Origin of the sequence: Lentibacillus kapialis (genome assembly GCF_014646635.1) — a bacterium.
In the GTDB taxonomy this organism is placed as follows: domain Bacteria; phylum Bacillota; class Bacilli; order Bacillales; family Amphibacillaceae; genus Lentibacillus; species Lentibacillus kapialis.
The window spans coordinates 1-25,775 of sequence record NZ_BMNQ01000035.1; the positions used below are offsets into that span (position 1 = coordinate 1).

Annotated in this window: 21 protein-coding genes; 4 read left to right on the forward strand and 17 right to left on the reverse strand. The window is 39.2% G+C overall.

Annotated elements, in window-relative coordinates; genetic code table 11:
- Positions 1-190: 190 nt before the first annotated feature.
- On the reverse strand, positions 191-2,395 hold the full coding sequence (locus tag IEW67_RS11615; RefSeq protein ID WP_188633246.1) for an MMPL family transporter: 2,205 nt from the start codon (positions 2,393-2,395) through the stop codon (positions 191-193).
- Positions 2,396-2,768: 373 nt separating this feature from the next.
- Here IEW67_RS11615 and IEW67_RS11620 point away from each other — a divergent pair, with 373 nt between their 5' ends.
- Entirely contained in the window at positions 2,769-3,395 is a 627-nt protein-coding gene (locus IEW67_RS11620; protein WP_188633247.1) for a TetR/AcrR family transcriptional regulator, read from the forward strand.
- Positions 3,396-3,761 (forward strand): TIGR02328 family protein, encoded by a 366-nt coding sequence (locus tag IEW67_RS11625; RefSeq protein WP_188633248.1) that lies wholly within the window; start codon positions 3,396-3,398, stop codon positions 3,759-3,761.
- 182 nt (positions 3,762-3,943) lie between these two features.
- On the opposite strand, the gene IEW67_RS11630 is transcribed toward IEW67_RS11625, so the two are convergent.
- Complete coding sequence (locus tag IEW67_RS11630; protein ID WP_188633267.1) at positions 3,944-4,486, reverse strand: DUF420 domain-containing protein; 543 nt, start codon at positions 4,484-4,486, stop codon at positions 3,944-3,946.
- Positions 4,487-4,747: 261 nt separating this feature from the next.
- Positions 4,748-5,038 carry a DUF378 domain-containing protein gene (locus IEW67_RS11635; protein WP_188633249.1) on the reverse strand — a complete coding sequence of 97 codons (291 nt, stop codon included), beginning with the start codon at positions 5,036-5,038 and terminating at the stop codon, positions 4,748-4,750.
- A gap of 272 nt (positions 5,039-5,310) precedes the next feature.
- Here IEW67_RS11635 and IEW67_RS11640 point away from each other — a divergent pair, with 272 nt between their 5' ends.
- The gene (locus IEW67_RS11640; RefSeq protein WP_188633250.1) at positions 5,311-5,655 is read left to right on the forward strand and encodes a hypothetical protein; all 345 of its coding nucleotides are present in this window, start codon (positions 5,311-5,313) and stop codon (positions 5,653-5,655) included.
- Between the two features lie 567 nt (positions 5,656-6,222).
- Here the strand turns inward: IEW67_RS11640 and IEW67_RS11645 are convergent.
- The 11 genes from IEW67_RS11645 to IEW67_RS11690 form a co-directional block, all read right to left on the reverse strand.
- Positions 6,223-7,959 carry a serine hydrolase domain-containing protein gene (locus IEW67_RS11645; protein WP_188633251.1) on the reverse strand — a complete coding sequence of 579 codons (1,737 nt, stop codon included), beginning with the start codon at positions 7,957-7,959 and terminating at the stop codon, positions 6,223-6,225.
- Positions 7,960-8,100: 141 nt separating this feature from the next.
- Positions 8,101-8,565, reverse strand: a complete 465-nt coding sequence (locus IEW67_RS18345) for a glycine betaine ABC transporter substrate-binding protein (protein ID WP_268238665.1) — start codon at positions 8,563-8,565, stop codon at positions 8,101-8,103.
- Between the two features lie 14 nt (positions 8,566-8,579).
- A complete protein-coding gene (locus IEW67_RS18350) occupies positions 8,580-8,990 on the reverse strand; it encodes a glycine betaine ABC transporter substrate-binding protein (protein ID WP_268238666.1) in 411 nt (136 codons plus the stop codon).
- A 311-nt stretch (positions 8,991-9,301) separates the two neighbouring features.
- Positions 9,302-10,750 carry an MDR family MFS transporter gene (locus IEW67_RS11655; protein WP_188633252.1) on the reverse strand — a complete coding sequence of 483 codons (1,449 nt, stop codon included), beginning with the start codon at positions 10,748-10,750 and terminating at the stop codon, positions 9,302-9,304.
- Between the two features lie 478 nt (positions 10,751-11,228).
- The gene (locus tag IEW67_RS11660; RefSeq protein WP_188633253.1) at positions 11,229-12,107 is read right to left on the reverse strand and encodes an NAD(P)-dependent oxidoreductase; all 879 of its coding nucleotides are present in this window, start codon (positions 12,105-12,107) and stop codon (positions 11,229-11,231) included.
- A 584-nt stretch (positions 12,108-12,691) separates the two neighbouring features.
- The gene (locus IEW67_RS11665; RefSeq protein WP_229671791.1) at positions 12,692-13,564 is read right to left on the reverse strand and encodes a MurR/RpiR family transcriptional regulator; all 873 of its coding nucleotides are present in this window, start codon (positions 13,562-13,564) and stop codon (positions 12,692-12,694) included.
- Positions 13,565-13,726: 162 nt separating this feature from the next.
- Positions 13,727-14,665, reverse strand: a complete 939-nt coding sequence (locus IEW67_RS11670; protein ID WP_188633254.1) for a DMT family transporter — start codon at positions 14,663-14,665, stop codon at positions 13,727-13,729.
- 72 nt (positions 14,666-14,737) lie between these two features.
- Complete coding sequence (locus IEW67_RS11675; protein ID WP_188633255.1) at positions 14,738-16,111, reverse strand: MFS transporter; 1,374 nt, start codon at positions 16,109-16,111, stop codon at positions 14,738-14,740.
- Positions 16,112-16,311: 200 nt separating this feature from the next.
- Positions 16,312-17,706 (reverse strand): NAD(P)/FAD-dependent oxidoreductase, encoded by a 1,395-nt coding sequence (locus IEW67_RS11680; protein ID WP_188633256.1) that lies wholly within the window; start codon positions 17,704-17,706, stop codon positions 16,312-16,314.
- Positions 17,703-18,608, reverse strand: a complete 906-nt coding sequence (dapA, locus tag IEW67_RS11685; RefSeq protein ID WP_188633257.1) for a 4-hydroxy-tetrahydrodipicolinate synthase — start codon at positions 18,606-18,608, stop codon at positions 17,703-17,705. The genes IEW67_RS11680 and dapA overlap by 4 nt, the downstream gene beginning before the upstream one ends.
- Before the next feature lie 48 nt (positions 18,609-18,656).
- Positions 18,657-20,171, reverse strand: a complete 1,515-nt coding sequence (locus IEW67_RS11690; RefSeq protein ID WP_188633269.1) for an aldehyde dehydrogenase family protein — start codon at positions 20,169-20,171, stop codon at positions 18,657-18,659.
- A 290-nt stretch (positions 20,172-20,461) separates the two neighbouring features.
- On the opposite strand from IEW67_RS11690, the gene IEW67_RS11695 reads away from it, so the two are divergent.
- Positions 20,462-21,058 carry a TetR/AcrR family transcriptional regulator gene (locus tag IEW67_RS11695; protein ID WP_188633258.1) on the forward strand — a complete coding sequence of 199 codons (597 nt, stop codon included), beginning with the start codon at positions 20,462-20,464 and terminating at the stop codon, positions 21,056-21,058.
- 176 nt (positions 21,059-21,234) lie between these two features.
- On the opposite strand, the gene betB is transcribed toward IEW67_RS11695, so the two are convergent.
- The 3 genes from betB to deoC all read right to left on the reverse strand — a co-directional run bounded on the left by betB (position 21,235) and on the right by deoC (position 24,678).
- A complete protein-coding gene (gene betB, locus IEW67_RS11700; RefSeq protein ID WP_188633259.1) occupies positions 21,235-22,707 on the reverse strand; it encodes a betaine-aldehyde dehydrogenase in 1,473 nt (490 codons plus the stop codon).
- 122 nt (positions 22,708-22,829) lie between these two features.
- Positions 22,830-23,711, reverse strand: a complete 882-nt coding sequence (locus tag IEW67_RS11705) for a glycine betaine ABC transporter substrate-binding protein (RefSeq protein ID WP_229671795.1) — start codon at positions 23,709-23,711, stop codon at positions 22,830-22,832.
- A 220-nt stretch (positions 23,712-23,931) separates the two neighbouring features.
- A complete protein-coding gene (gene deoC, locus IEW67_RS11710) occupies positions 23,932-24,678 on the reverse strand; it encodes a deoxyribose-phosphate aldolase (RefSeq protein ID WP_188633260.1) in 747 nt (248 codons plus the stop codon).
- Between the last annotated feature and the right edge of the window lie 1,097 nt (positions 24,679-25,775).

Below are 25,775 nucleotides of genomic sequence, written 5' to 3' on the forward strand. Positions count from 1 at the left end.
GTTTGCCGCCGACTTCCTTCCGATTCCACCTCGCAGTGGACACCCTTGTCTTTGGCTAGCGGTTCCTACTACCAAGCCCGCAGGAGACTTTCACTCCCTAGACATAGCACATGCCCGGCGCACTAAGAGAGGCTGACACAAGCCAACCGGCTTTGGCGTCACCCTCTCTTATATGATAGGAGCAGCATATTTACTTTTCCTTCCACATCTTCCCCGGCCAAAAGGCAAACCGGCCCAGCAGTGTCGTAATGGACGGGACAAGCAAAGGCCTGACAATAAATGTATCCATTAGAACACCAATGGCGGTAACCACCCCAAATTGAACAAGGATCTGAATGGGCATGACAGCCAGCACCGAAAATGTTCCAGCCAAAATCAATCCAGCTGAACTGATGACACCGCTTGTTTGACTGACACCTTCAGATACAGCCTTTTTCATGGACATAAACTGGCGGTTTTTCCAAATGGTTGATACCATGAAAATGTTGTAATCCTCACCAAGGGCAACAAGAAAAACGAATGCGTACAGCGGAATTAACCCCTGCATCGCCGTTGCATCGAAACCATAGTGCAGCACGAGCCATCCCAGTCCCAGAGCTGATAAATATGACAGGACGACCGTCAGTAACAAATAGACCATCGCGACAATAGAACGGAGGTATACAAGCAGTAATACCGCAATAATCGAGAGTACAACGGGAACAATGATACGCTGATCCTGACTTGTTACATGTTCCGTATCATAAAGGTTCGCTGTTTCACCACCAATCCAGACATGTTGGGATGCATCCTCAAGTCCCGCTTCTTCAAGCGATTCTGCAACATCAGCTTTTAAATCCGGAATGAGATTAACTGCCTTAGTTGAATAAGGATCAATGGACAATATTAATTCCAATTCCTGATAATTTGCATTCACCTCACCAGTTCTTGGCTCACTAACACTTTGCGTCACATCCATTGCAGCGATTTTATCACGCAAGGATGAAAGGTCTTTACCTTCTGTGTCAACAATCACCTGTACTGGAGCAATTTCACCTGGCGGATAATGGTCTGCCATAATAGTAAACCCCTCACGTGAAGGCATATCCTCAGGAAACGACTGAAGTACACCATAGGTAAATGGGATTTTTGGTGCGAATAATGCAAGCCCGCCGAGGAAAATGGTGCAAATCACAATAATGTACCATGGACGCTTTGTCACCAACCTGCCAATAGCGTTACTGAAACGGCTTCTCGCTTTAGGATGCCGGACCGGTTTCCCTTTTTTGGCCTCCAATTCATTTGCCATGTTTTCTGTACGGGGAATGAAAGGAAAAAAGGCGGTTCTGCCAAGGATCGATAATATGGACGGCAATAATGTAAGTACTGCCACTCCCATAATGAAAATAGCCAGACTAAATGGCACACTAAACCGGTCGTAGGATGCGTACTGCGCTAATGATAACGATAAGAGTCCAATCACAGTCGTCAAAGCACTCATCATAATGGCTCCGCCGGAATGACCAATCGCTTTTTGTAGCGCCGTATATTTATTCGCCTCCACTTGCAGTTCATCACGATATCTGAAAATAAGAAATAAGCAGTAATCGGTTCCAGCACCAAAGAGTAGAACTGTCATGATCGACACGGCTTGAGCGTCTAATTCAATCCATTTTTGACTGGCCATGAATCCCAGCAAAGGATTAACCAGAGCATAGGCCAGCCCGACACTAATTAAAGGGACAACAGCAAGGATAGGCGAACGATACAGAGCAACCAGTAAAACTAATACAAGCACGACCGTTGCAATCAGTAACGTAACATCTGCCTGGCCGAATAATTCTGTTGCATCCGTCTGAATACCGGCAGGACCTGTCATACGCAGATGCAGTCCATCATTCGATATATCTCCATCAAACGGATTTTTATCTGTGATTTTTTTCATCTCTTTCTTTAACGCAACTGTGCCTTCTTGCAGTGCTTCTGTTGATGCATCCTTTTCAAAAAACACTGGTGTAACCAGCACCTCGTTATCACTTGAAGCCTGTTTTTTCAACGCTTGAATCGGTGCTTTTGCAAAATCCGGAACCATCGATTGAGATGTAAGCGGCTCCTGCTTCAATTGTTGATAAAGTGATTGAACCATATTATAGTCAGCTTCAGTTAACCCGCCATTTCGATACCATACCAACAAGAGCGGCACACCTTTGTCATTTGGAAATTGTTCATCGATTATTTCCTTTGCTTCAACTGACATGGCGTCTTTGGGCAATAAGTTGTTCGACGCTGTTTCTTCCTGATTCACGTGTGGCCAGATAAATGTAAACAATCCAATCACGAGCATCCATATCACAAGTGTTACAAACCGGCTTTTACGCCCCGAAACATACCTTCCCCATTTCTGTAATAAATTCATCAAACCTTCCTCTCCTTGGTACTTATAAGTTTTTTTTATAACGTCAGAAAGTATAAAATATGGATGACCTTATAAGAAAAGCTTCGGCATTCGCTATAAGACGAGGCGAATGCCGAGTTTTTCTAATAACGTCAGAAAGTATAAAATATGGATGACCTTATAAGAAAAGCTTCGGCATTCGCTATAAGACGAGGCGAATGCCGAGTTTTTCTAAGCAAACATACGCGTCCATGCAAGAACGATTTATGTAAAGCACCCCTATGCAATAATTATATATACCGGTTAGTTAATTATCAATTAATAATTCACCTTTTCACCGCTTTTGTATGATATAATTCACTCAAAGCTTGATATAAAGCAAGGAGAGAATGTTTTGAAAGTCAAGAAAACGCGACCTTTAGGCAGACCGCGCAGAAGTGATCGAACACAACCCACATCTGAGTTAATCATCCAGGCTGCAACACGATTATTTATTGAATACGGATACCAGAATGTTTCGGTTGACGATGTCGCAAAACAATGTGACTTAACAAAAGCTACCGTTTATTACCATTATGACAGTAAGGCGAGATTATTCACAAAAACAATGGTCCAAATGATGGTCCGCATTCGTGAACGCATTAATACGATGCTTCAGGAATCAATTCCATTGAAAACCCGTTTATTCAACATCACAAAAGCACATCTGGAAGCAACCGTGAATTTTGATATGGATGGATTTATGAAAGGGGTTGATAACGCGCTAACACCCGAACAGCTTGAGGAGATAACCAATGCCGAAACAGCCATGTATCAAACGATCAGACACGCGTTTGTTTATGCAATGGAGCAGAAAGAAATACGTCATATTAATCCAACATTCGCAACGCATGCCTATCTTTCCCTTTTAAAAGCGGGCAATTACAGGAATGAAAGTGATCATCCCGACACTATCGACGAAACAGCGAAGCAGATCATCCAACTGCTTTGGCAGGGATTACAGCCTGAGGAGGAGATATAGATGCGTTTATGGCATGAAGGGCTTTTGCCGGAAATTCCTCGTCAACAGCTGCTCGGTCAGCACCGGGAATGCTGTGCCCTCCGTGGTAAAGGATGGGGGAAAAAGCACGCCACTATCAATTATGTATTTGATTATACACCTTATAAACTTTATGTCTACCATATGAAAGTTATGAATGAAATGCAGAGAAGAGGATATCATCATGACCAACGCTGGGAAGACCCCTATTACCGTGGTAAATTTTGCCCGCCGCACACTAGTGAAAGTGTCGGTTATACAAAAGATGAGGCAGGCTATCCGGAACACAATAATGCGTACTTACAACAATGTCTGAAAAACCTCCGTGAAAAAGGGGTTAACATATGATCACCCAAACGTATAGAAGAATAGAATGCATTTAGGTCATATAAATACATCCTATTCTTATCTTGGCAGCTCAGAAAGTATAAATTATTTCTTACTGCATAAGTGCAACTAAGGCCTTCGTCATTAAGTTTGGCGATAAGTCAAGTTTTCTAAGGTGCGGCCGGAAAGTCCCCGCCTCAAGCCTAATAATAAGGGGAAATCAAAACATAAACAAGCACACCTGTTATACTGACATACAGCCATATTGGCATTGTCCAGTGTACGATTTTTTTATGCCGTTCGTACTCTCTGTTCCATGCACGTGCCACACTTGTAAGGGCAAGCGGCACAATTGCTGCAGCCAGAACAATGTGTGTGATTAAAATAAAGTAATACAAAGCAGCAATGGCACCTTCTCCACCAAATGGCGTGGATGGTGCCAACGCATGATAGGTGACATACGATAATAGAAAAAGGAATGTTGTCACAAAAGCCGCATAAATAAACCGGCTATGAACCTTATATTTTTTGTTTAATATGGCTACCAATGCACAGATTAAAAATACAAATGTAAAACTGTTAAATATGGCATTCAAAAGCGGCAAAATAGTAAGATCAAATGCATCAAAGTCCTCTGCACCCGGCATTCCGGCCAAAAGACCCACCGCACTGATAAGGATAATCGATAGTGTGATAATCCAAGGTTTATAATGACGTTTTTTAAAGGGCTTGTCAGTTTCATTCATCATATCTATCACTCCCATTCAAACTTTCTCATCTCTCACATGGAAATCGTAACACAATCTTTTGCTTCACAGTGAATTCCCGGTAAAAAGTCAAAAATATGTTGAAGATAATAAGAGTGATAATCATGGTTACAGCATGGGGGGTTCTACATGCTGACACTGATAGCCCGGACAATACATGAGACTGTCGCTTTCATTAACGACAGTCTCATCTTATATCGATCTGTAATGTTTAACGAACCAATTTTTCCTTAAATGGTATTACTTATCACGAAATGGTTCATTCTCTTCACTAAATTCCGTCGCATAATTGAAATTTTCGGATCTCCTTGCACCATCATCAACATGATCTGTTTCATCAATCGTGTCAAATACTAATGGCAAGCAGAACAAAGCACCGATTCCGACCAATGTATATACGACTCTGGACAATGCAGCACCCTGTCCGCCAAAAAGGGCTGCTACTAAATCCCATTGAAACAGTCCGATCAGTCCCCAATTAAGCGCACCGATTATGACTAACACTAAGGCGATACGTTGAATTGTTTTCACTTGTCACTCTCCTAACATTAGATATACTGCTCCTCCGCGTACCATAAAGAAAAAGGCCTATTAAGTGAAATCCCATTTCAGCGAAGTGCGTTCTTATTATTTGAATAACTATTCTTTTTATGCATCTATACATGCAGAGAAAGAGGAAACGCGCCAACCAAAGCATCAGTGGTTCTGTTTGCGAATGTGTTTAAAACGGGATCAAGACGTGTATTATATATAGGAAGGATTGAAACGCGAACATGTCGTGAAAACAGCAGAAAGGAGGCTGTATGAACAAATCAAGCTATACGTTCAAAACTAATAATGACGTTAACATCATCAAACACATCAGAAATCAAGTTCCCGTTCACATCATCACAACAGTATCGGACATCGGCTGCCTTAGAGTTGGTAATGAGAGGTTTATAACGTTTGTCCCTAATGGCTGTCGGGGGGATATATCAACTGTGGTAATAACAGAGCGTTATGCTTGCATTCCATTACAATACTACACCACATTAAATGGCACCTTTAACATCTATGATTTTGATTCCGGAGATGAAATTGTGCTTAGACTAAATGGCGAATACGATGTACATAACGCTTCTGATATCATTGTGTTTAACAAAAAGTAACAGACCTCATCATATTTCATTTCAAGACGCCCTCATCACTTATCTTATAGAATGTTTCATATAAAGATATGTGTGCTGCAGTACTTTTCTAAGACAGGTCATACCTGCCTTAGAAAGCTGCCATTTATTAATAATCAATGATCGTTCCACTTACCCAATAAAGTTTCAATGCCCTCTTTAAGTGCGTTAAATTTAACCAGTAGACCCAGGAAATGGGTAAATGGATTCATATTGGTATAGGACTATCGTATCCGCGAGCGACAAAATCCTTTATTAAATTTCGTGAATGACCATATTAGCAAGTTTGGGTGTCATTTTGACTAGAAAAAAGCGAACAAATTGTGAACTTGAGCCGGAAATTTGTGAACTTGAGCGGAAATTATGTGAACTTAAGCGAAAATCATGTGAACTTGAGCCAATCCAATAGCACTGCATCTTGAACGAAAATTAGAAAAACCGCCGGCTCTGTCAAATCGGCAGCTTCTATCGATGCACTCTCTCTACTTAATATCCAGTGTTATCTGACACACTTATCAAAAAATAACAGGAACGAATCAACCAAACACACTAATCGTTGTTACTGTCATTACCCTTGCAAAAAGATACAAGTTGTTCGCCTGCTCTCGCCTGGGGCACCGTAGAGTCAAAGTCATCCGAATCCGAAGATGTTAACGCGTTTGCCATTCGAAATCCGACGACATGGCCGGGCATGAGCGTAACAAGATTACCACCATACCCCTTCATGTTCGGTAGATAAAGCCGGCTTCCTTCTGGTGAGCGGTAAGGTTCAATATGCCAATTCATCGCATAATATTTAGGCCCAAATTCATTCTGCTCTCCCTTTGGAATAGCTAAAGAAGGTGGCTCTTGTTTTGGCAATATGCTGTCCACCAACCGGCGATGTAGTATCTGGTTACCATTCCAGTTACCACGCTTTTCATAGAGCAAAGCGATTTTAGTCAAGTCGTCCAGTGTGGCGTGATAACCGAAATCCATTCTGGGATGACCAGATGAACCGTTGTCCTCGATGCTGCGATTTACTGACGCATAGTATATTCCAATTGGCTCGTATACCTCCTTCTTGAGCAACTGATCCAAAGTGGCGTCCTCACCCTCCCTACTCCTAAGATATTCTTCAAGAGCCACACCAAGAAGAAATGCGTCCTGATCACGGTAATTGTACTTCGTTCCCGGCTCCCAAACCCGTGGATAGTTTAATGATTCCGTAACCTTTTCATTTTTTGATAAAGCTAAATACCACCGGTGATAATCACATAAATAGCATGTTGGGTCGTCGGTGGTGGCTCCGCGACCTGAAGCCATATTAGCCATGTCCAGATATGTGACATCATTCCACTCTTTTAGGGACTCCGGCATTTGTATATAGTTGGCAATCTTCTCATCAAGCAGGCCACATCCATACTTCTGTGCTAAACGTAACATGGCCACGTTCATCATCGCCGTTTTTGTCACCGACCAAACGCCATAACGTATGTCATCGCCATATGGAAATGGACCAGCTGCGAAATGGCAAGGTGATCGGTACAGCACCCCTTCATAGAACAGACCGGTCTGAAGAACATGTTTTTCCTCGGCTTTGTTTTTTGCGCCATTAAACACCGCTAAATTTTTATCTCCGACCTTTTGTTTTAATTCATGGAGTGGTGCAGTTGGAAAGCAGTTCTCAAGATGAAGACGATAAATATTTTTGTGATTCTCCAGATTATCTATTCCACCGGGATTATATGAAGCTTTCGTAATTCCCCAGGCGTTAAAATAACCCGATACATCGAAGGGCCCTGTCTGTGCAACTATTTGAAATCGAACATGTGACACTTTATCTTCTTTATAAAGGAACATAGCGATCCCCATATGCGTTTCGCCTTCTAAGCGATTGACGAGAGAAAATGGAAATGACGCACGATTCCATCCGTTATCTTGGTCAAGGTTACTCCAAACGCGCCCCGGTTGGACAATGATATCCCAGTAGCTTCGTGTTTTCTCCAGCGTGCCATTTGGAATAACATCCTGCGTTACGGGAACGAGATATTTGTCATCGACGGTAAAAAATTCTAAAGACACATCCGGGAAAAAAGTAATATCGTTGCCGTGCACTTTGTTCGTACTTAACTCCGGTGCCATACCCATTTGCGTGCCTTCCAACATTAAAGTACCTTCAAATTCCGCAGAAGGATTTTGAGCATTATCAGGGGCGGCAAACTGATCATTCCTTGTTAAGCCTTTGACCTCCGTCCCTTCGATGAGGTCTTTCCACATAATTGGATCGTTAGCTATTTCCATCATTTCATGTTCCTCCCCTAAACGATTTGCTTATCATTAAAGTATGTGAATTACTAAAATGACGGCCAAGCAAAGCACCTGACCGTCATGTCATGACTCAATGACGCATATGAAAAATTTGAATAAACAACATGTAACCAATTCTTATTTTCCATTTTTCATTTTGTCAATCTTATCCTGATGGTTATCAATCCACGCTTGTGTGACGTCGTCGGCATCCTTACCACTATCAATTTCGGCGATCATTTTTTCCATATCTTCCATAGATATACTCCAGTTGCTTAAAAACTTATATGCCTCGGGTGCTTTCTCTTCCAATCCTTTATTGGCAATAATATGAATCGTACTCTTATCAAACAATCCCTTCTGATTGGCGGCTTTTTTATTTGTCAGTATTTTTAAATCGTATTTATCAAACATCGAATGGGGGCGCCAACCATAAAACAAAACAGGCTTTTCCTCTTTCATTTTTGCTTCAGCAGCTGCTAGCATAGCTGCTTCTGAGGAATTAGTCATTTCAATGTCCAGATCATAAAAATCGATAAGTTTTTTCATGTCCTGCATTGCCGGATCGCCTGCACCAATTGCAAACATTTCATTATTTACCATATCCTCTTTACCTTTTAATCCTCAGCGGAGTTGATATCCATATACTTAGGAACAACCATTCCTGAATTTGCATCACTGTAACTGACGGAAATACTTTCTATTGAATCAGAATACTCTTCAATATATTGTCTTTGTGCTGGATACCATGAATCCATAAATATATCAATATCACCATTTGACATACCGGTATAAACACTACCAGCATCGGCATTTATCTCTTCTACTTTATAACCCATGTTCTCTAATATTTTACCAGCTATTTTTGTCGGTGGAACGGTACTTGTCCAATTTGTGACGCCAAAGGTTAATGTTGGTTTATCTCCATCACCTGTATCTTCCGAATCACCTGTATCGCCACTTGATGAGCAACCATACATGGCTATTGATAACCCAATTGTTATTAGAATAAATAATGTTTTCTTCATTTTTAATAACTCCTAACGTATTAAATATCGTTTTTTGACTCTTTTTTAGAATAATGCAAACGCTAATAGAAATCAAAGTCCTATATAATTAATACAGCACAAAAAATTTGTAAAGTTTTTATTGTATAAAGTTTATCTTATTTTTTCTTAAAATTACTTCATATTACTCCAAAATACTTATTTATTGAATATAATTTTGATTAAAGCAGGTTATATATCGAAGAAAAAGAACGTTTTCGTAAACGTGAGATGCTTAATACGAAAACGCTCTTTAAGGTGACATTTAAAACTATCATATTTCACTTCTTGTTTTATACATTCACCGATTTCTTCTTATCGTATTCTTTTTCCACAGATTCAGACGCATCATCAGTCGGTGGATAGGTTTTTTTAACAAAAATAGATAAGATAATTCCACTGAACGATAAAACTGTAATAACTAGGAAAGCAACGTTGACTCCGTGAATATCAGGGTTTGAAATAGATGGTGCCTGTTGAGAGTTAACTGCTGTCATCGTCATAATCGTAACGAGAACCGCGGTTCCGACAGATGCTGCGATTTGCCGCATCGTATTGTTCATGGCCGTACCGTGAGGAATCAATTTTTGTGGCAATTGATTCAAACCTGCTGTCGTCACGGGCATCATCACCATTGAGAAGCCAAACATGCGAACGGCATACATAACGATCAGGAACACCAGAGTCGTTGTTGTACCCAGGAAACCAAAGGCCAGGGTCGCGCCAGTCATAATAATCAAGCCAATAATTGCTAACCAGCGAGCTCCAATTCGATCAAAGATCCGCCCGGTAATCGGGGACATTAACCCAGAGACAAGAGCTCCGGGAAGGAGAACAAGTCCGGATTCCATAGCCGTGAAATCTCTCATATTCTGCATATAGAGCGGAATTAATGTCTCCGAGCCGATCAATCCAAGGAACGAGATCATGCCAATTACCGTTGTAATTGTAAATATATTGTATTTGAATACCCTGAATTCCAACATCGGATGCCGCATGCGTAATTGCCGCATTATAAAGACAAGAAGGGTAAGAACACCAACTGTAAGAATGACAATGGTCCTTTCACTGTCCCACCCATAGTTCCCGGCGCTTGAGAATCCAAACAGCAGTCCGCCAAAACCGACGGAAGATAAGATGATCGATAGGATATCAAGTTTCGGATAGGTGAGTTCTGTAACATTCCTCAGTATGAAATAAGCTATGATGATAATGAGTATAGCTAAAGGTAAAATAAGTAAAAATAAGAATCTCCAGGAATACTGAGACGTTATCCAGCCGGACAAAGTCGGCCCAATAGCCGGTGCAAAAGAGATAACCAGCCCGATGTAGCCCATCGCTGCTCCTCGTTTATGAACAGGAAAAATTAACAAGAAAACCGTCTGCATGAGCGGCATCATAATCCCCGCGCCGGCTGATTGAATAATTCTTCCTGCCAATAATAAACTAAAATTCGGAGCAAGGCCTCCTGCAACCGTACCGATCGCGAATACACTCATTGCCGTCATAAAAAGCTGACGTGTTGTAAACCGTTCAATTAGAAATGCAGTAACGGGAATCATGACCCCATTGACGAGCATAAAGACAGTAGTCAGCCATTGAGCTGAATTAGCTGAAATATTCATTTCATCCATGATTGGAGGAATAGCTGTAATCATAAGTGTTTGATTTAAAATCGCAATAAATGAACCTGCTAGCAGAAGAGCAGCCATTAACGTTTTGTTATACGGTTGCGTTGTCATTTGTATTACCCACTTCTTTCAATTAAAATAAATCATGTAACTCTCGCATTATACGTGGTATGACAGTAACTTACAACCATTTAATTCGGCTTTATCCCTCTGCCGCAATTCAATTATCCTTTTGTCTGCTTAATTACAGTCAGAACTGGAAAAGCTAACAAATAATAGGCGATAGCTATTAGACATGGGCAATAGCTATCGCCTTTTTTATAACGTCAGAAAGTATAAATGATGGATGACCTTATATAAGAAAACTTGGTTTATCGCCAAGCTTTAATGGCGAAAGCCTTAGTTGCACTTATGCAGTAAGAAATAATTTGTACTTCTTAACTGCAAAAAAAGCTTCGGCATTCGCTATAAGGCGAGGCGGATGCCGAGTTTTTTCTAATATTACGTATGATCGATGATCGTGGGGGAAAGTCAAATGCCCAAAAGAATTGAATGATAACTCACCAACAAAATGATACAAAAGATTTTATTAATACCCTTCAAAAAGTTTAATCAACGCCTGTGTTCCGCTATCATTTTCCCCTTTTTCCGCAAGTTCCTTATATAACTGATGTGAAAGTTCAACCCCTGGCATTGATAGCCCCATTTCCTCTGCAGAATCGAGCGCAATTGTCATATCCTTAATAAAATGCTTCACATAGAATCCCGGTTCATAATCACCCGCGAGCATGCGTGGTGCCAATTTTGATAATGAGAAGCTTCCTGCAGCACCCGTTGAAATACTGTCAAGGACCAATGATGGATTCAATCCAGCTTTTTTTGCATATACAATAGCCTCACATACTCCAATCATATTTGTAGCAATAGCTATTTGGTTTACCATTTTTGTATGCTGACCAGCACCTACATCGCCTTGTAATATTATGTTTTCACCCATAATTTCAAATAAAGGCCTAACTTCATCAAATGATTCCTGACCACCACCGACCATGATGGCGAGTGTACCATTTTTCGCCCCTGCATCACCTCCCGATACAGGAGCATCCATCGCATGAATATTTCTTTCCTTTGCTTTACGGGCAATCTCTACTGCAAGAGTCGGCTTGGAGGTTGTCATATCAATGACATACGTACCTTGTCTAGCATTTTCAATAATACCGGCGCTTCCAAAGTAAACACCCTCCACATCGGATGGATAGCCGACCATTGTGATGATTACATCAGAGTCTTTCGCTAATTCGGCAACCGAATCCTTCCAGGTAGCATTGTTTTCCAATAATTCACGTGCTTTTTCTTTTGTTCGGGTAAATACGTTGATTGGGTATCCACTTTTTTGCAGATTCCGAGCCATACTTTTTCCCATAACTCCAGCACCGATAATCCCAATAGTAGATTCCTTTGAAACCATTTACGATTCCTCCTTCATAGGATAATATAGTCTGAAATATCAGGTAATAGATGCTTTCTATGTGATTCTAGCTTCATCCTTTAATAAATCCCCACACTTGCAAGTAAGATTGCAGGAATAAGAGAAAAAATCGGAATGAGAATTGCGATAACTGCTATATTTCTATAAGATGTAAGGCTTTCAGAAATCAATCACGTTTATAATCCTTACAATCATTGATTTGGCAGTATTTGTTGAGCGTCTATTACATCATCCCGCTCGTACTTGACTGGTTTTCTCTCGAGGTTTCACAAGCTTATCAATTATATGATTGATCTAATTTAAGGCTGTTGACCAAAATCTATGGTTGACAAATTAGATGTCATTTTGACGTCAGCAGTCGCTTCGGAAAAACACTACGCTTTCCGTGGGCTTGTCCTCAGCCTCCTCGAAAAAGAAGGTCGCTTTTTCTGCGGGGTCTTCACACTGCGCATTCCCACAGGAGTCTCCGTGTTTTTCCTCCGCTAGCTAGTTTCACTACTATATTCACTCATTCATTTCAACCATAGATTTTGGTGTTGACCCCTAATTTAATACAAAGTCTTTTAATATGAAAAAGTGACGTTATTTTCAAGCAGTGTTCTCTCCAGTTTTTTTAACTTTTTAACTGATTCTTCAGAAGATCGTTTTCCGATTTCAATAACTAACGCCTCTATCAATGCAACGATTGGTACCACGGAATACTGTTTTTTGCTCACTTCAACTTGTAATGTTACGGAAGCGTAACGAATAATAGGGCAAGAAATATAATCCGTTATCAATATAATCTTAATACCCAGTTGATTGGCCAGCATAGCTGCTTGTATAATTCGATTAGTGTATGGCTCAAAAGCAAAAATCAGTAAAACTTCATCCTTTTCAATTTGTAATATATTATCAAAAAGTACTTCGGTATCATGGCTTAATTGTCTTATCTTAGAATAAAATTCCCCAAGCAGCTGTTCAAGATATAAAGCCATTGCTTTATAGGGTCTTGTTCCGAGAACATTAAGCTGTCTTGAATGGAGTATAATATCAATCACATATTCGAAATTTTCTATCAAGTTTGAATCCAATGATTTATCCAGCATATTCACGGACTCGTTCCAAACTTGTATTATAGTTGGAGCACTCTCTTCCTTATTTGGGATTTCCGAAATGGACTTATTTAATGTCCATTTTGAATCATCAGGCAACCATTCATCAAAAATATCTTTTCGAAAATCATTAAAGTTGTTATAGCCTAATGCATTTATCGCACGCATAACAGTTGAAACGCCTACTTTAGCATTATCTGCAAGCCCTTTAACCGTTGTTAACCCAATTGATTGATAATTCTTCAAGATATAATCACATAGTTGCCTTTGTTTTTTGGGTAGAAAATCCTTAATATTAATAATTGCATCAATGATTGATTGGTTATGTGAGACCATTTGCATCTCCTTTCACCTTCTACAACAGCAATCCGAGATTATGACTATAATATATTATATCTCATTACAGAAGATGAACCAATCAAAAATTAGCTTTCCCAAATAGACTCTGCTTAATATAGATGGAACAACTACCGGCATCCAATAGTCGTCCAGTTCACTTTGACATTAAGACAATTCACGAATTCTATCCTGTTTCAAGTCAACTACTTTTTTAACCTTTCTCCGTCTTCCTGCAACCAGGATTGCTGAATACAAAACCAGCGCAATTCCTAACACTTGCCAAGTTCGCAGATATTCCCCAAAAAAAAGTACGCCAGTTATTACTGCAACGATAGGTTCTATTGTCGCTAAAATAGAAGCCTTGCTAGCTTCCAGATACTTCAATCCTGAGGCATACAAAAGGTAACCTGCAACCGTGCCCACTAAAGCTAACAACACGGCATATACCCAAACCTCTAAATGCTGAAATTGACCAGTATCCTTCATAATGTCACTTGTCAAAAACATAAAAATACTTGTATAAAGAAACGTATACGTAGTAATAGTTAATGCAGAATATTGTTTTGTGATAGGCTTACTAAAAATACTATACAATGCATAACAAAATCCCGAAAAAATTCCCATTAACAAGGTGTTCACGGGTATACCTTGTTGGCCAAATGGTAACAACCCTACGACAAACGCACAACCTGCAACAGCAAGAACAAGTGCTAAACCTTTACGAATAGTCAAAGATTCCTTGAAAAAAAGTCGTGAAAGAATGGTTACAAATAGTGGCCCCGTATATAAAAGGGTTACTGCAAGAGACAGACTTGATTTAGAAAAGACTTGAAAGTAAAAATAGTTAAAAAAGGCAATACCTAAAATGCCTGCACCAGCGAAATAAAAGTGATCCTTAAATCTGGTACGTAACTGGTCGCGATAAAATATAGCCATAAATAGGATAAGAATAACAAAGGTGAAAATTCCTCGAATGGCAACTACGTCCCATGGTGTGAAGCCGCGAGCGTACAATGGATCAATAAATAAACCAATTAACCCCCAACATGTCGCACCAGCAATTGTGACAAGGTAAACTCTAAGATTTAATACTTTATTTTTCATAGCTTCCACTCCAGTACTAACTAAGTCACTTTGTTACTCCGATCAGTGCTTGGGGCGTTTAAACAGTTTTATCTATTTAACTTTTTTGCTTTGTGTAAAGCTGTCCTCTTGTGGTCTCCCACTATCAATGGAACTAGCTTGTGAAATACTCATATTTTTTGTTTCCGGTGCCATGAATACAGCAACTAAAAATCCAATGAAAAGCAGCGCTCCAGAAATATACAATGTATTTGCCAAACCAAAATTTCCCAAAATGAGCGGGAATACAAATGTACTAACGGCAGAGGCGATACGGCTTATTCCGGTGGTAAATCCGCCTGCCGTAGCCCGAATATGGGTTGGAAAAAGCTCATACGGATATATCCACTGATGGGCTCCCATCCCAGTATTAAACGTTCCATAGATTACAAAGAGAGCCAAAATTAACGCAAATGGGATATTTAATCCGGAGGTTGCTCCCAATGTTAATAAAGTGATGGAAGTTATTAAAAGTGGCCAAATCAGCGTAGGCCTTCTTCCATACTTTTCAACGAGATAAAGAATCGGTAATAAACCAGCAAGATAAAGAATATTAATGACTGCCGATCCTAGATATTCCTGCGAACCGTCGTTAACACCAAATTGCCCTAATATTTCAGGAATATAGGTCCCTATTGAAAAGGTGGTCATAACTTGAATCGACCAAAAAACTGATACGAAAATAACCCATTTCCCATAACCATTACGAAATATATCAAGAAAGGTAGTTTTCTCAGTACTCTCATTTTCGTCCGAAATAATAACATGCTCTCCGAATATTTCTTTAACAATAGCGTTTGCTTCTTTTTCCCTACCTTGTTTAGCTAGCCAACGAGGGGATTCCGGCATATTCATACGCGCGATCAATAACAAAACAACCGGAACCACACTACTTGAAAGCATCCATCTCCAGCTTTCATCACCTATGGATAGCATAAAATAACCGGCCAAAAAGGAAACGGCGTAACCGATAAACCAGAGACCATTTATCCCTCCGAGCAGAATGCCGCGATGCTTCTTCGGTGAAAATTCTGTCATTAGAGCTCCTGATATAGGGTAATCTGCCCCTAACGCAAAACCTATGAAAAATCTTAACATGAACAATTGCAAGGGATCTTGAACAAAAAACTGAAGGATTGACAGAATAGCCAGGATGAGCATATTCAGAATAAACATCTTTTTTCGGCCAACCAGATCAGTAAGAAAGCCTCCGAATGTTCCACCAACAAACATACCCGCTAATGTTGCCGCTCCAATCAAACCTGTAACGATTGGAGACATATCAAAATAAGGTTGCATGATAGAAAGTGCAACAGCAATAATTCCTAAAACATATCCGTCAACGAATGTACTACCGCTGGTATAGGCAAAAATTTTAAAATGGATTTTACTTAAAGGCATTTCCTCCATTGTTTTAACTTTACTCATACTTTTCCTCCTAATAAATAGTGAAATACCACAGATGATTCTCCTAATCACATTGCCTTTCTTTATAAAGCCTTATTGATATGTTCTAACATGACTATATGAATGTTTGATTACTACTTTACAACATGTAAACACAATCTCATTTAAATATTAAATTTTGAATTTCCCATATATTATGGGCAGTCAATAAAGCAATTTAATTAATTAGAAACCACAGTCTTTAGTTTCGTCTCTTTCCGGGATTCAAAATCCCCGGTTCCCAGTAAGCTATTTATATTCTGTGCTGCATTGAACCCCGTTTGGACAGCCGTTTCGGTATAAAACGTACCCAAATAATCACCAGCTAAGAGTAACCTACCAGCAGGCTGTTGTGTTAAAGTTGATTGTATTTTCGCACGACCTGGGAAAACATAGGCTGAGCCTAATGGCCATCTGCTAACTTGGGCTTCAACTACATGATTACTGAACCCGGGAAACATTTCGTTTAGGTCTTTTAGATATATTTGAATAATTTCCTCGTCAGACTTGTCAATAAGTTTATGACCGCGCCCTGCCGGCGAAAAAGTCATGAAACTGCTACCCGGTTGTCTCACGGTTTCAGTTGAATGATTGAGATTAGAATTATGAATCAGAACATCAAAAGACCTTTTAGGGGTAGCTATAGAATATAAGTTATCCCACACTTGAGGATCTGTTTCATTGGTCAAAAAGGAGGCGCTAACATGTGGGCCATAGGTAATTTTATCAAGAGCTTCCCCAATTTTCGGTTCAATATCGATTGCTATTCTACGTGTAACTGGAGCTGGTGTTGCTAAAATAGCATAACGCGCTTCCTCTTCATGTTCTAATCCGTTTTGGGTGTATCGGACGACAACGGAGTTCTCTTTATGAAACACTTCATTTACTTTAGCATTCAGTTGTACTCGATTGCCTAATGATACTGCAATCGTTTCAGTGAGAGTTGACGGGCCGCCAACAATATTTCGCGATAATCCTTGGCTTTTATCCCAGATTAAGTTAAAATACCCCACTCCTGCCCCTGCAGATATTTGTTCAGGATCTCCAGTGGAACGACTTACTGTGGGCCTAAAGATTGCATCAGCATCCAATGGCAATTCCCCTACAAAATCTGTAAAAGTCCTATCATTCATAAAATCAAGAACGCGTTGTTGCTGAACCTTATAATCTTCTCCAGGACGAAATTTAGCTACCTTTCCGTATTTCATAACAGCTGCACGTACTTTAGCTCCAGCCCGAATTAGAGCGAATCTGGATTTCCATGACATAGGAACTTTAAAAGGATATGTCTCCACTCGACCATCTTTAACCAGTTTTCCATTCATAAACATTGCAGCTAACACACCTGGTACTGGTAGCGCTTCTACCCCTACTGATTTCAAAAGCTCTTCTGTGGCTGAATTAGGGCCGCCAAATAAATGGCCACCCCAATTCATCCAATAATTTCCTCGTCTTTCGGATTTTATACGACCACCAACACGATTATCGGATTCTAAAAGTGAAATGTTGTGGTGTTTAAGACGCCATGCAGCCGACAAGCCAGCGATTCCCCCGCCAATTATGATGACATCTTTCACTTGACACCCTCCAGTTTTGATCCTTTTAAATCAGTTAATATTTCTTTTATATTAGACTTAAATTCCTTAGATGCAGGTACTAATGGCAATCTGCTTTTCCCTCCAGGAATCCCCAATACTTCTAATCCTGCCTTAACAGTACCTGGAACTGGCTCTTCTTCTATACAGTTATATAGTAATAAAAGTTCTTTATTAAGTTTAATCGCTTCATTTATATTATTCTCATTGATGACTAAATCATATAATTGAACAATCTTTTCCGGCACTAGATTATGAACAACTCCAATTGCTCCATGCCCTCCGGTAGCCAATGTGGGAAGAATTAGATGCTCGTAACCAGTTAATACCGAAAAATTATCATTATCTTCTGTCAAATTAATAAGTTTGCTAGTATGCTGCATTTCAACAGTATTTTTTATGCCAACAATTCCATCTATTTGACTTAATTCGTAAATAAGTTCTGGATCTAGTTCGACATTAGTGACTTCGGGATAATTATATAACACAATCCCAATGCTAGAGTTTTCTGCTACTGTTTTGAAATGATCAATAATTCCTTGTCTACTTGTTTGCATGTAATATGGAGTAATGACCAACGCACAATCCGCACCAACCTCAGCTGCATACTGCGTAAGTTCAATTGTATCTTCTGTTCGATGGCACCCTGTACCTGCCATGATCGGTACTCTGCCATTTGAATGATTGCAAACAAACTTAATTACTTCTTTTCTTTCCTCAAAACTCATAAGTGAATATTCACTAGCGCTTCCCCCTGCTAGAAGACAATTCACTCCCCCGTCTATTACATAATCTATGATTTGTTCAATCCCATTGAAGTCAATGCTGTAATCCTCATTCATAGGTGTAGGTAAAGCCGGAATCACGCCAAAAGGCTTAAACATATTTATCCTCCTCGTAAAATCAAATTTTTTCGTCCAAATCAACAAAAATCAATCATTAATCTGTTCAATGTTAAGATAAACACTTTTTACTTCTGTGTAATTTTTTAATCCATACTCTCCTCCCATTTCGCGTCCAATACCAGATTGCTTATATCCGCCGAATGGCATTGTCTCCCATTCCTGACAAACATCATTAAGCCAGACAGTTCCTGCTTGGAGTTTACCGGCAATATAATGGCCTGCTTTTATATTTTCTGTCCATACACTAGCTGCCAAACCATAATTGCTATCATTTGCTCTTTTAATCACTTCTTCCACGTTATCAAAAACGAAAACCGCCATTACCGGACCAAAAATTTCTTCACGTGCAATAGTCATATCATCTTCAACATCCGCAAAGATGGTTGGTTGAACAAAATAGCCCTTACCAGAGATTACTTCTCCTCCTGCAACAAGACGTGCCCCTTCTTTTTTTCCTTGGTCGATGTAGCCAAGTACGGTTTGTTTTTGTTTTTCCGAAACAAGAGGTCCCATGTCTGTTTCTTCATCCATTCCTGCACCTAATTTCACCATATTAGCACGTTCTGCCAATGCCTGAACTACTTGATTATAGTGTTGACGGTGAACATAGATTCGTGTACATGCACTGCAATTCTGACCATGGTTATACATCGTTCCAGTAAATGCCCCTTCAATGGCTTCTGTTATGTTTGCATCTTCTAAGATAATTGTAGGTGACTTGCCACCTAGCTCGAGCGTAACACCTTTGACTTGATCCGCAGATTTCTTCATCACCTCTTTTCCAACTTCCGTGGATCCAGTAAAAGACACTTTGTCAACTAAATTGTGCGTAACAATAGCATCACCAGCTACTCGACCTGATCCGGGAATGACGTTAACCACGCCGTCAGGAAAGCCAGCTTCATGAAAAAGCTGAGCTGCGTAAAGCAGTGAAAGTGGCGTTTCACTTGCAGGTTTAATCACAACTGTACACCCAACCGCTAGAGCTGATCCAAGTTTCCAAGCAGCCATTAATAGAGGAAAGTTCCAAGGGATTATTTGACCTACAACTCCTACAGGTTCGTGTACCGTATAATTAACGTAATCTGGTGATACTTGTGTTGTTTTTCCTTCAATTTTCGTGGCAAATCCTGCATAATATCGAAAGTGTTCAATTGAACCATCGACGTCATCAGCCAAAGCGACTTTGTATGGTTTACCATTATCCAGAGCCTCAAGCTGAGCAAGTTCTTCACGATTTTCTGCCAGAAGATCTGCAAGCTTGTAGATGAGACGCGACCTTTGAAACGCTTTCATTTTTGACCACTCACCATCATCGAACGCTATTCTTGCCGATTTCACGGCATTATTAACATCTTCCGATTGTGCTTCATTAACTTGGGCAATTGCTTCTTCAGCTGCAGGGTCAATAACATCAAATGTTTTTCCTTTGACCGACTGTACGTATTCTCCATTAATGTAAAGACCTACATCTTCTTTCAAGAACTGTTTTACTTTGGGTTTTAGTTCGTAATCAATTGCTTCCAACCTTTTACCTCCCATACTCACCATGATTAGAAAAACAGAATTTTTAATTTTGTTTGAAATTAATATATCAAATATGTGAATTGTTGTAAACCTTTTTTCTAAAAAGGGAATATAATAATTCAATTAAGTAAAACTTTCAATGTTTAAAATACATTTTCACATGTCATAAACACCCCTTTTCAGCAAACGTATATTAATTGTCCGATATCTATTAGATTACGTCTTATCGTAGATGCACTATTATAAGTCACCTGACTTTAAAAATGTTACAATATAAGTATAAAATTCAAGGAGTGATAGTCTATATGCCTAAAAAAGTTGATTATAATGAAAGAAGAGATAAAATTGTTGAAGCAGCTTTTTACGTCATTTATTATCATGGATTCGAGAAGACCTCATTACGGGAAATCGCTAAAAAAGCGGGGTTATCCTTAAGTTCTGTTCAACTTCATTTTCCAAAACAAAAAGACATTTATACTTTCGCAATGGACGTTATTTTTCAAAGATTTGAAGAGAGAATGCAAAAAATAGGGCAGGCTGATCAAGATGATTTTGAAAACGCCGTTCATATGGTGAAACAAATTATTCAAGTTCATACAGAGGAAGAAAGAATGGAAAATGATATATGGGTAAAATTTACTTTAATGGCAACTATGAATCCAGAATATCAAGAGCTAAATGAAGAATATCGTAGAGTAAATCTTAATTTTGCAAAGAATATTTTAAGGGTTCTGTATAAGAGTGGGTATATTACACATTTCAGAAATATTAACGAATTGGCCCACTCGTTAATTATATTTACTACTGGCTTAGTATTTGAATCTGTCATTTATACATATTTATATAGCGATCAACTTGTTGAAAAAAAGGTCAGAGAATATTTAAAAAACATCTGTAACTAAACATATTTGACCATTTAATCAATAACTGAAGATGACAATGCAGACATGGTTAAAGGAGCAAGCTTCCGATCGTGAAGAATTATCCCGTTGGCGCTACGAGCAAGTATATCAAAATATACCTCTTCCAATCGGAGCAAGCCCTATTCTTATTACATAAGGAACATCGTAATGGGCATTTAGTTAAACCATTTCAAAGGTTTAGGTTTCAAGTTACGGTAAATGTGTTTTATTTCTTGGTATTCCTCAAGGCCTGTTTTGCCAAGTTCGCGACCGATACCGGATTGTTTATAGCCACCCCATGGCGCCTGCGGAAAGTACAGGTTGACGTCATTAATCCAAACCGTGCCCATCCGCATTTTTGCCACACAGCGCTCCGCTTTGGCGATGTCATTGGTAAAGACGCCACCTGATAGGCCATAAATCGAATCATTGGCAAGCCGGATTGCTTCTTCTTCAGTCGTGAATTTTTCCACCGTGATGACCGGACCAAACCCTTCATCCTGCACAACGCTCATATCCGTAGTGCAATCGGTCAAAACAGTCGGCAAGTAGAAGAAGCCATTTTGCAGTTCGGGGTCTTCCGGACGCCCGCCACCGACAGCGACAATTGCACCTTCTTTTTTACCGTTTTCCACGTATTGAATAACTTTATTTAAATGGTCCCCGGAAATGAGCGGCCCCATCTGAGTCGATGCCTCAAAACCATTACCAAGCTTGATTTTCTTCACCTGTTCAACCAATGCCTCCACAAAATCATCATGAATACTTTCTTCAATAATTAAGCGGGTGCCTGCTGAACAGATTTGTCCGGCATGGAAAAATACTGCATTCATCGCCTGGTCTACGGCGGTTTCCAATTCGGCATCAGCAAATATAATATTCGGATTTTTACCGCCAAGTTCGAGTGCCAGATTTTTTACGTTGGAGCTGGCCGCCTGCATTATCCGTTTGCCTGTTTTAATACCACCTGTGAATGATATCAAATCGACATCATCGTTTTCGGAAAGCTCAGCACCAACAGTGTTGCCGGGCCCGAGCACCAGGTTAACAACACCGGCAGGAACCCCTGCTTCTTCCATTAACTCAAACACTTTAATCGATGTGAGTGGTGTAATCTCGCTTGGTTTCATCACAAGTGTATTGCCCGCCGCCAGTGCCGGCGCCAATTTCCATGACGCCTGCAGCAATGGATAATTCCACGGTGTAATTTGCCCGCAGACCCCGACAGGTTCATGAACTACTCTGCTGGTTGAATTCGGAATAGGCGATTCAATGATTGCACCGTCGTCTTTGTCGGCCATTTCAGCAAAATAACGGAAAACGCCAGCAATGTCACCCATATCCCAGCGGCTTTCTTCCACGGTTTTACCTGTGTCGAGGGATTCCAGCTCAGCCAGTTCTTCTCTGTCACGTTCGATTAAATCCGTAATCTTATGGACAATTTTGCCGCGTTCGATAGCAGGTGTTGCAGCCCAGTCCCCTTCATCAAATGCTTTGCGAGCCGCAGCAACCGCAGCTCTTGCATCACTTTTATCACCTTCTGAAACTAGTGAGATGATTTCCTGGTTGTACGGGTTAAAAATATTTCGGGTTCTTTCAGTGTTCGATTCAATCCATTCACCGTTGATGAATAACTTTTTCTTGTCCAATGAACACACCCCTTTTCAAAAATAATGGGCGATTTGATAACTAATTAAACCCAAAGCAATTGATCTCTGATATTAGATATGGTTTGTTTATACGAAGGTATAAATAAAAGACATAATAATCATTAATCGCCCTTCATTTTATCAATTTTATCTTGATGATTTTCAACCCATGTCTGTGCAACATCCTCGGGGTTTTGCCCATTATCTATTTTGGTGATCATGTCTTCCATATCATCTATAGATATGCTCCAGTTACTTAAAAATTTGTAAGCTTTAGGTGCCTTCTCTTTCAATCCTTTATTAACAACAACGTGAACAGAAGTATCTCCATAAATTTCTGGAACCTTGTTATTTGTTAATATTTTCAAATCAAGTAGTTGAAACATGCTATGTGGCTCCCAGCCATACAGCAGAACTGGTTCTTTCTTTTCAATTTTTGCTTTAGCTGCTGCCAACATAGCTCCCTCTGAAGAATTAATCATTTCTACATCCAGATTATACGCATCAATGATGTCTTGTAAGTCTTCCATTGCTGGATCGGATTCACTTATTGCCAAGATTTCATTATTTACCATGTCTTCCTTACCTTTTAAATCTCCAACATCATTAATATCCTCCATATATTTAGGAACAACCATGCCCGCTCTCGCATCTTCATAACTTGCTGATATTCTCTCTATTGTATCGGAATATTCATTCATATATTGGTTTTGTTGTGGAGCCCATGAATCCATAAATATATCAACATCACCAGTTGACAAACCGGTATAAACAGCCCCTAATTCAGCTTGTTGTCCTTCTACCTTATATCCCATATTCTCTAATATATTCTTGACTATTTCTGTTGGTACTAAAGTACTAGTCCAATTTGTTTCAGCTAAAGTTATTGTTGGTTTGTTTTCTTTGTTGTTGTCAGCATCATTCTCAACTGCACCACTTGAAGAACATCCATACATAACTGCTGACAATAATAATGCTATCAAAATGTAAAGTGATTTCTTCATTTAAATCTCTCCTATCCTAAATTCATAAGCTAATTTTTATTTGTTATTCATCTTTCCAGTAGTAATGGGAAAAATTTACTTTTCAAGGTTGTATCTTGGCTTTGATTGTATTAAGCTACTTTACTTAAGATTTAACATACTGACACAAAATAGAAATATATAACTTACGTCCCATGTATTCAAGAGTGGAAACAACTTATCATAATTTTCTTTATGATTGTTATTTATCGTTCCAATAGTCGTCTCCCGCTTTGACAAGCCACTCCGGTATATAATCATTACCAATTCGTGATACACCCAGTTCTTGAATATAATATACACATTCGTCCAAACTTTTGGGGGCTCCTGAGCTTTTAATTTTTATTCTGCCATTTACGATTTCACTTATTGCTTTAACATTGTCGATTCCTGCATTATCGTAAGGGTTAACCATTTCATCAGTATAACTTGATTCCCCAGTGCCATCATATCCCGTAGCAAATCCCGTGACATTCTTCACGTAGTCAGCTCCGGAATCAATCACTAACTCACAGGCTTTTGTTAATTCATCTCGTTCTTTTAGGTGAGGTGTCTCAATGATAATTTTAATGATACAGTCTTCTCTTCTGTTCTTTGCTGCTTCAACAATTTGTTTTAACTCATCTAACACAAAATCATAGTCACCGTCTTTGAATCGAGATATGTTCATAACAATATCAAGTTCGTTCGCTCCTTTATCAATTGCTACCAAAGCTTCATGGACCTTGGCCTTAGTTGTCTCAGCACCCACCGGAAATCCAACAACACCACTAATACTAGCATTGTTACCTATAATGTTTTTAGCTACAGGCACGTCAACTGGATAACAGCATAAACAGGCAAATCCGTATTTAATGACTTCTCGACTTCGCTTTTCTATTGATTCCTTACTTCTGTTCTGCCATAAAATAGAATAGTCTATTAACTTGCAAAATTCTTCTTTTTTCATACTCAATAACCCCTTTTTTAATCCTTTTTTGTCAAGTTTCGGTCCAATACATTTAAAAATATGGCTTTGATAATGTCGACAATATACATAGCCTCAATTGTTTTGGTACAATTGACTCAAAAAGTATTATAGTACACTTGACTCAAAAAAACAAGGATGAATTATCATATGATTAAAGAAAAAGCAACACTAATTAGAAAATAAATTTTAACAACAAAAAAAGCCCACCCCCTTTTTTAAAGGAAGTAGTCTTCTTAAAACTAACTATTTATACATTAAACAACTTCACAACAAGCATGAACATGAACGGCATTAAAAGTCTATACACGTTGGTATGCTGGCGTTTGTAGGCTTGTCCTACATCATGCCGCCCGTACTTGACTTATTTTCAGGGTGTTTCATCCGACTGTTGTTCTGGTATTCGCTTGATAAAATCATCCCTGACAAAGCGAATATACGTTTGTTTTGTTTCGTGTGTTTAATCTTTCTAGTTACTTTTATGTGACAATTAAAATGTCACATTAGGCGTTCTTGTACAATCAACTGCTAAACGTCATATACTGTTGTTTACCTATAGGTGAGCCCTAATACCGGAAACCGTATCAGTACATTTTAACATATTATAAAAAATACAAATTATTTGTTATAGCAAGTTTTAATAGGGTATTAATATCAAATTTGCATTACTTCTTTTCAATTTATTTCGACTGATACGTTACCAATTTTGTGACCAATTATTGGAGCCCTCAACTACGATACTATAAGCTTTCGCGTGATTCACCTAAAGTTAGTAGAAAGTTTATTCGTTATACATTATGCCGCCCGTACTTGACTGTTTTTTGAGATTTTGTAGATCCCTAATTCACGTCCTTTTGTATTATCGAGAACACTATCGATAGCAGCATAATGAATATGTGATGATTGAGAATCTTAAGCTATACGAACGGGCGCGATTGTTTAAAAGATATAGATGGTTAGCAAAGTAAAAAATTTAGAAAAATGGAAATGGTCATTGCCTTTCAGACATTGGAGTGCTAAGATTAAAATAATTATATTGAATCACATGTGACTGATTCGACCAGGCATGGTGATATGTA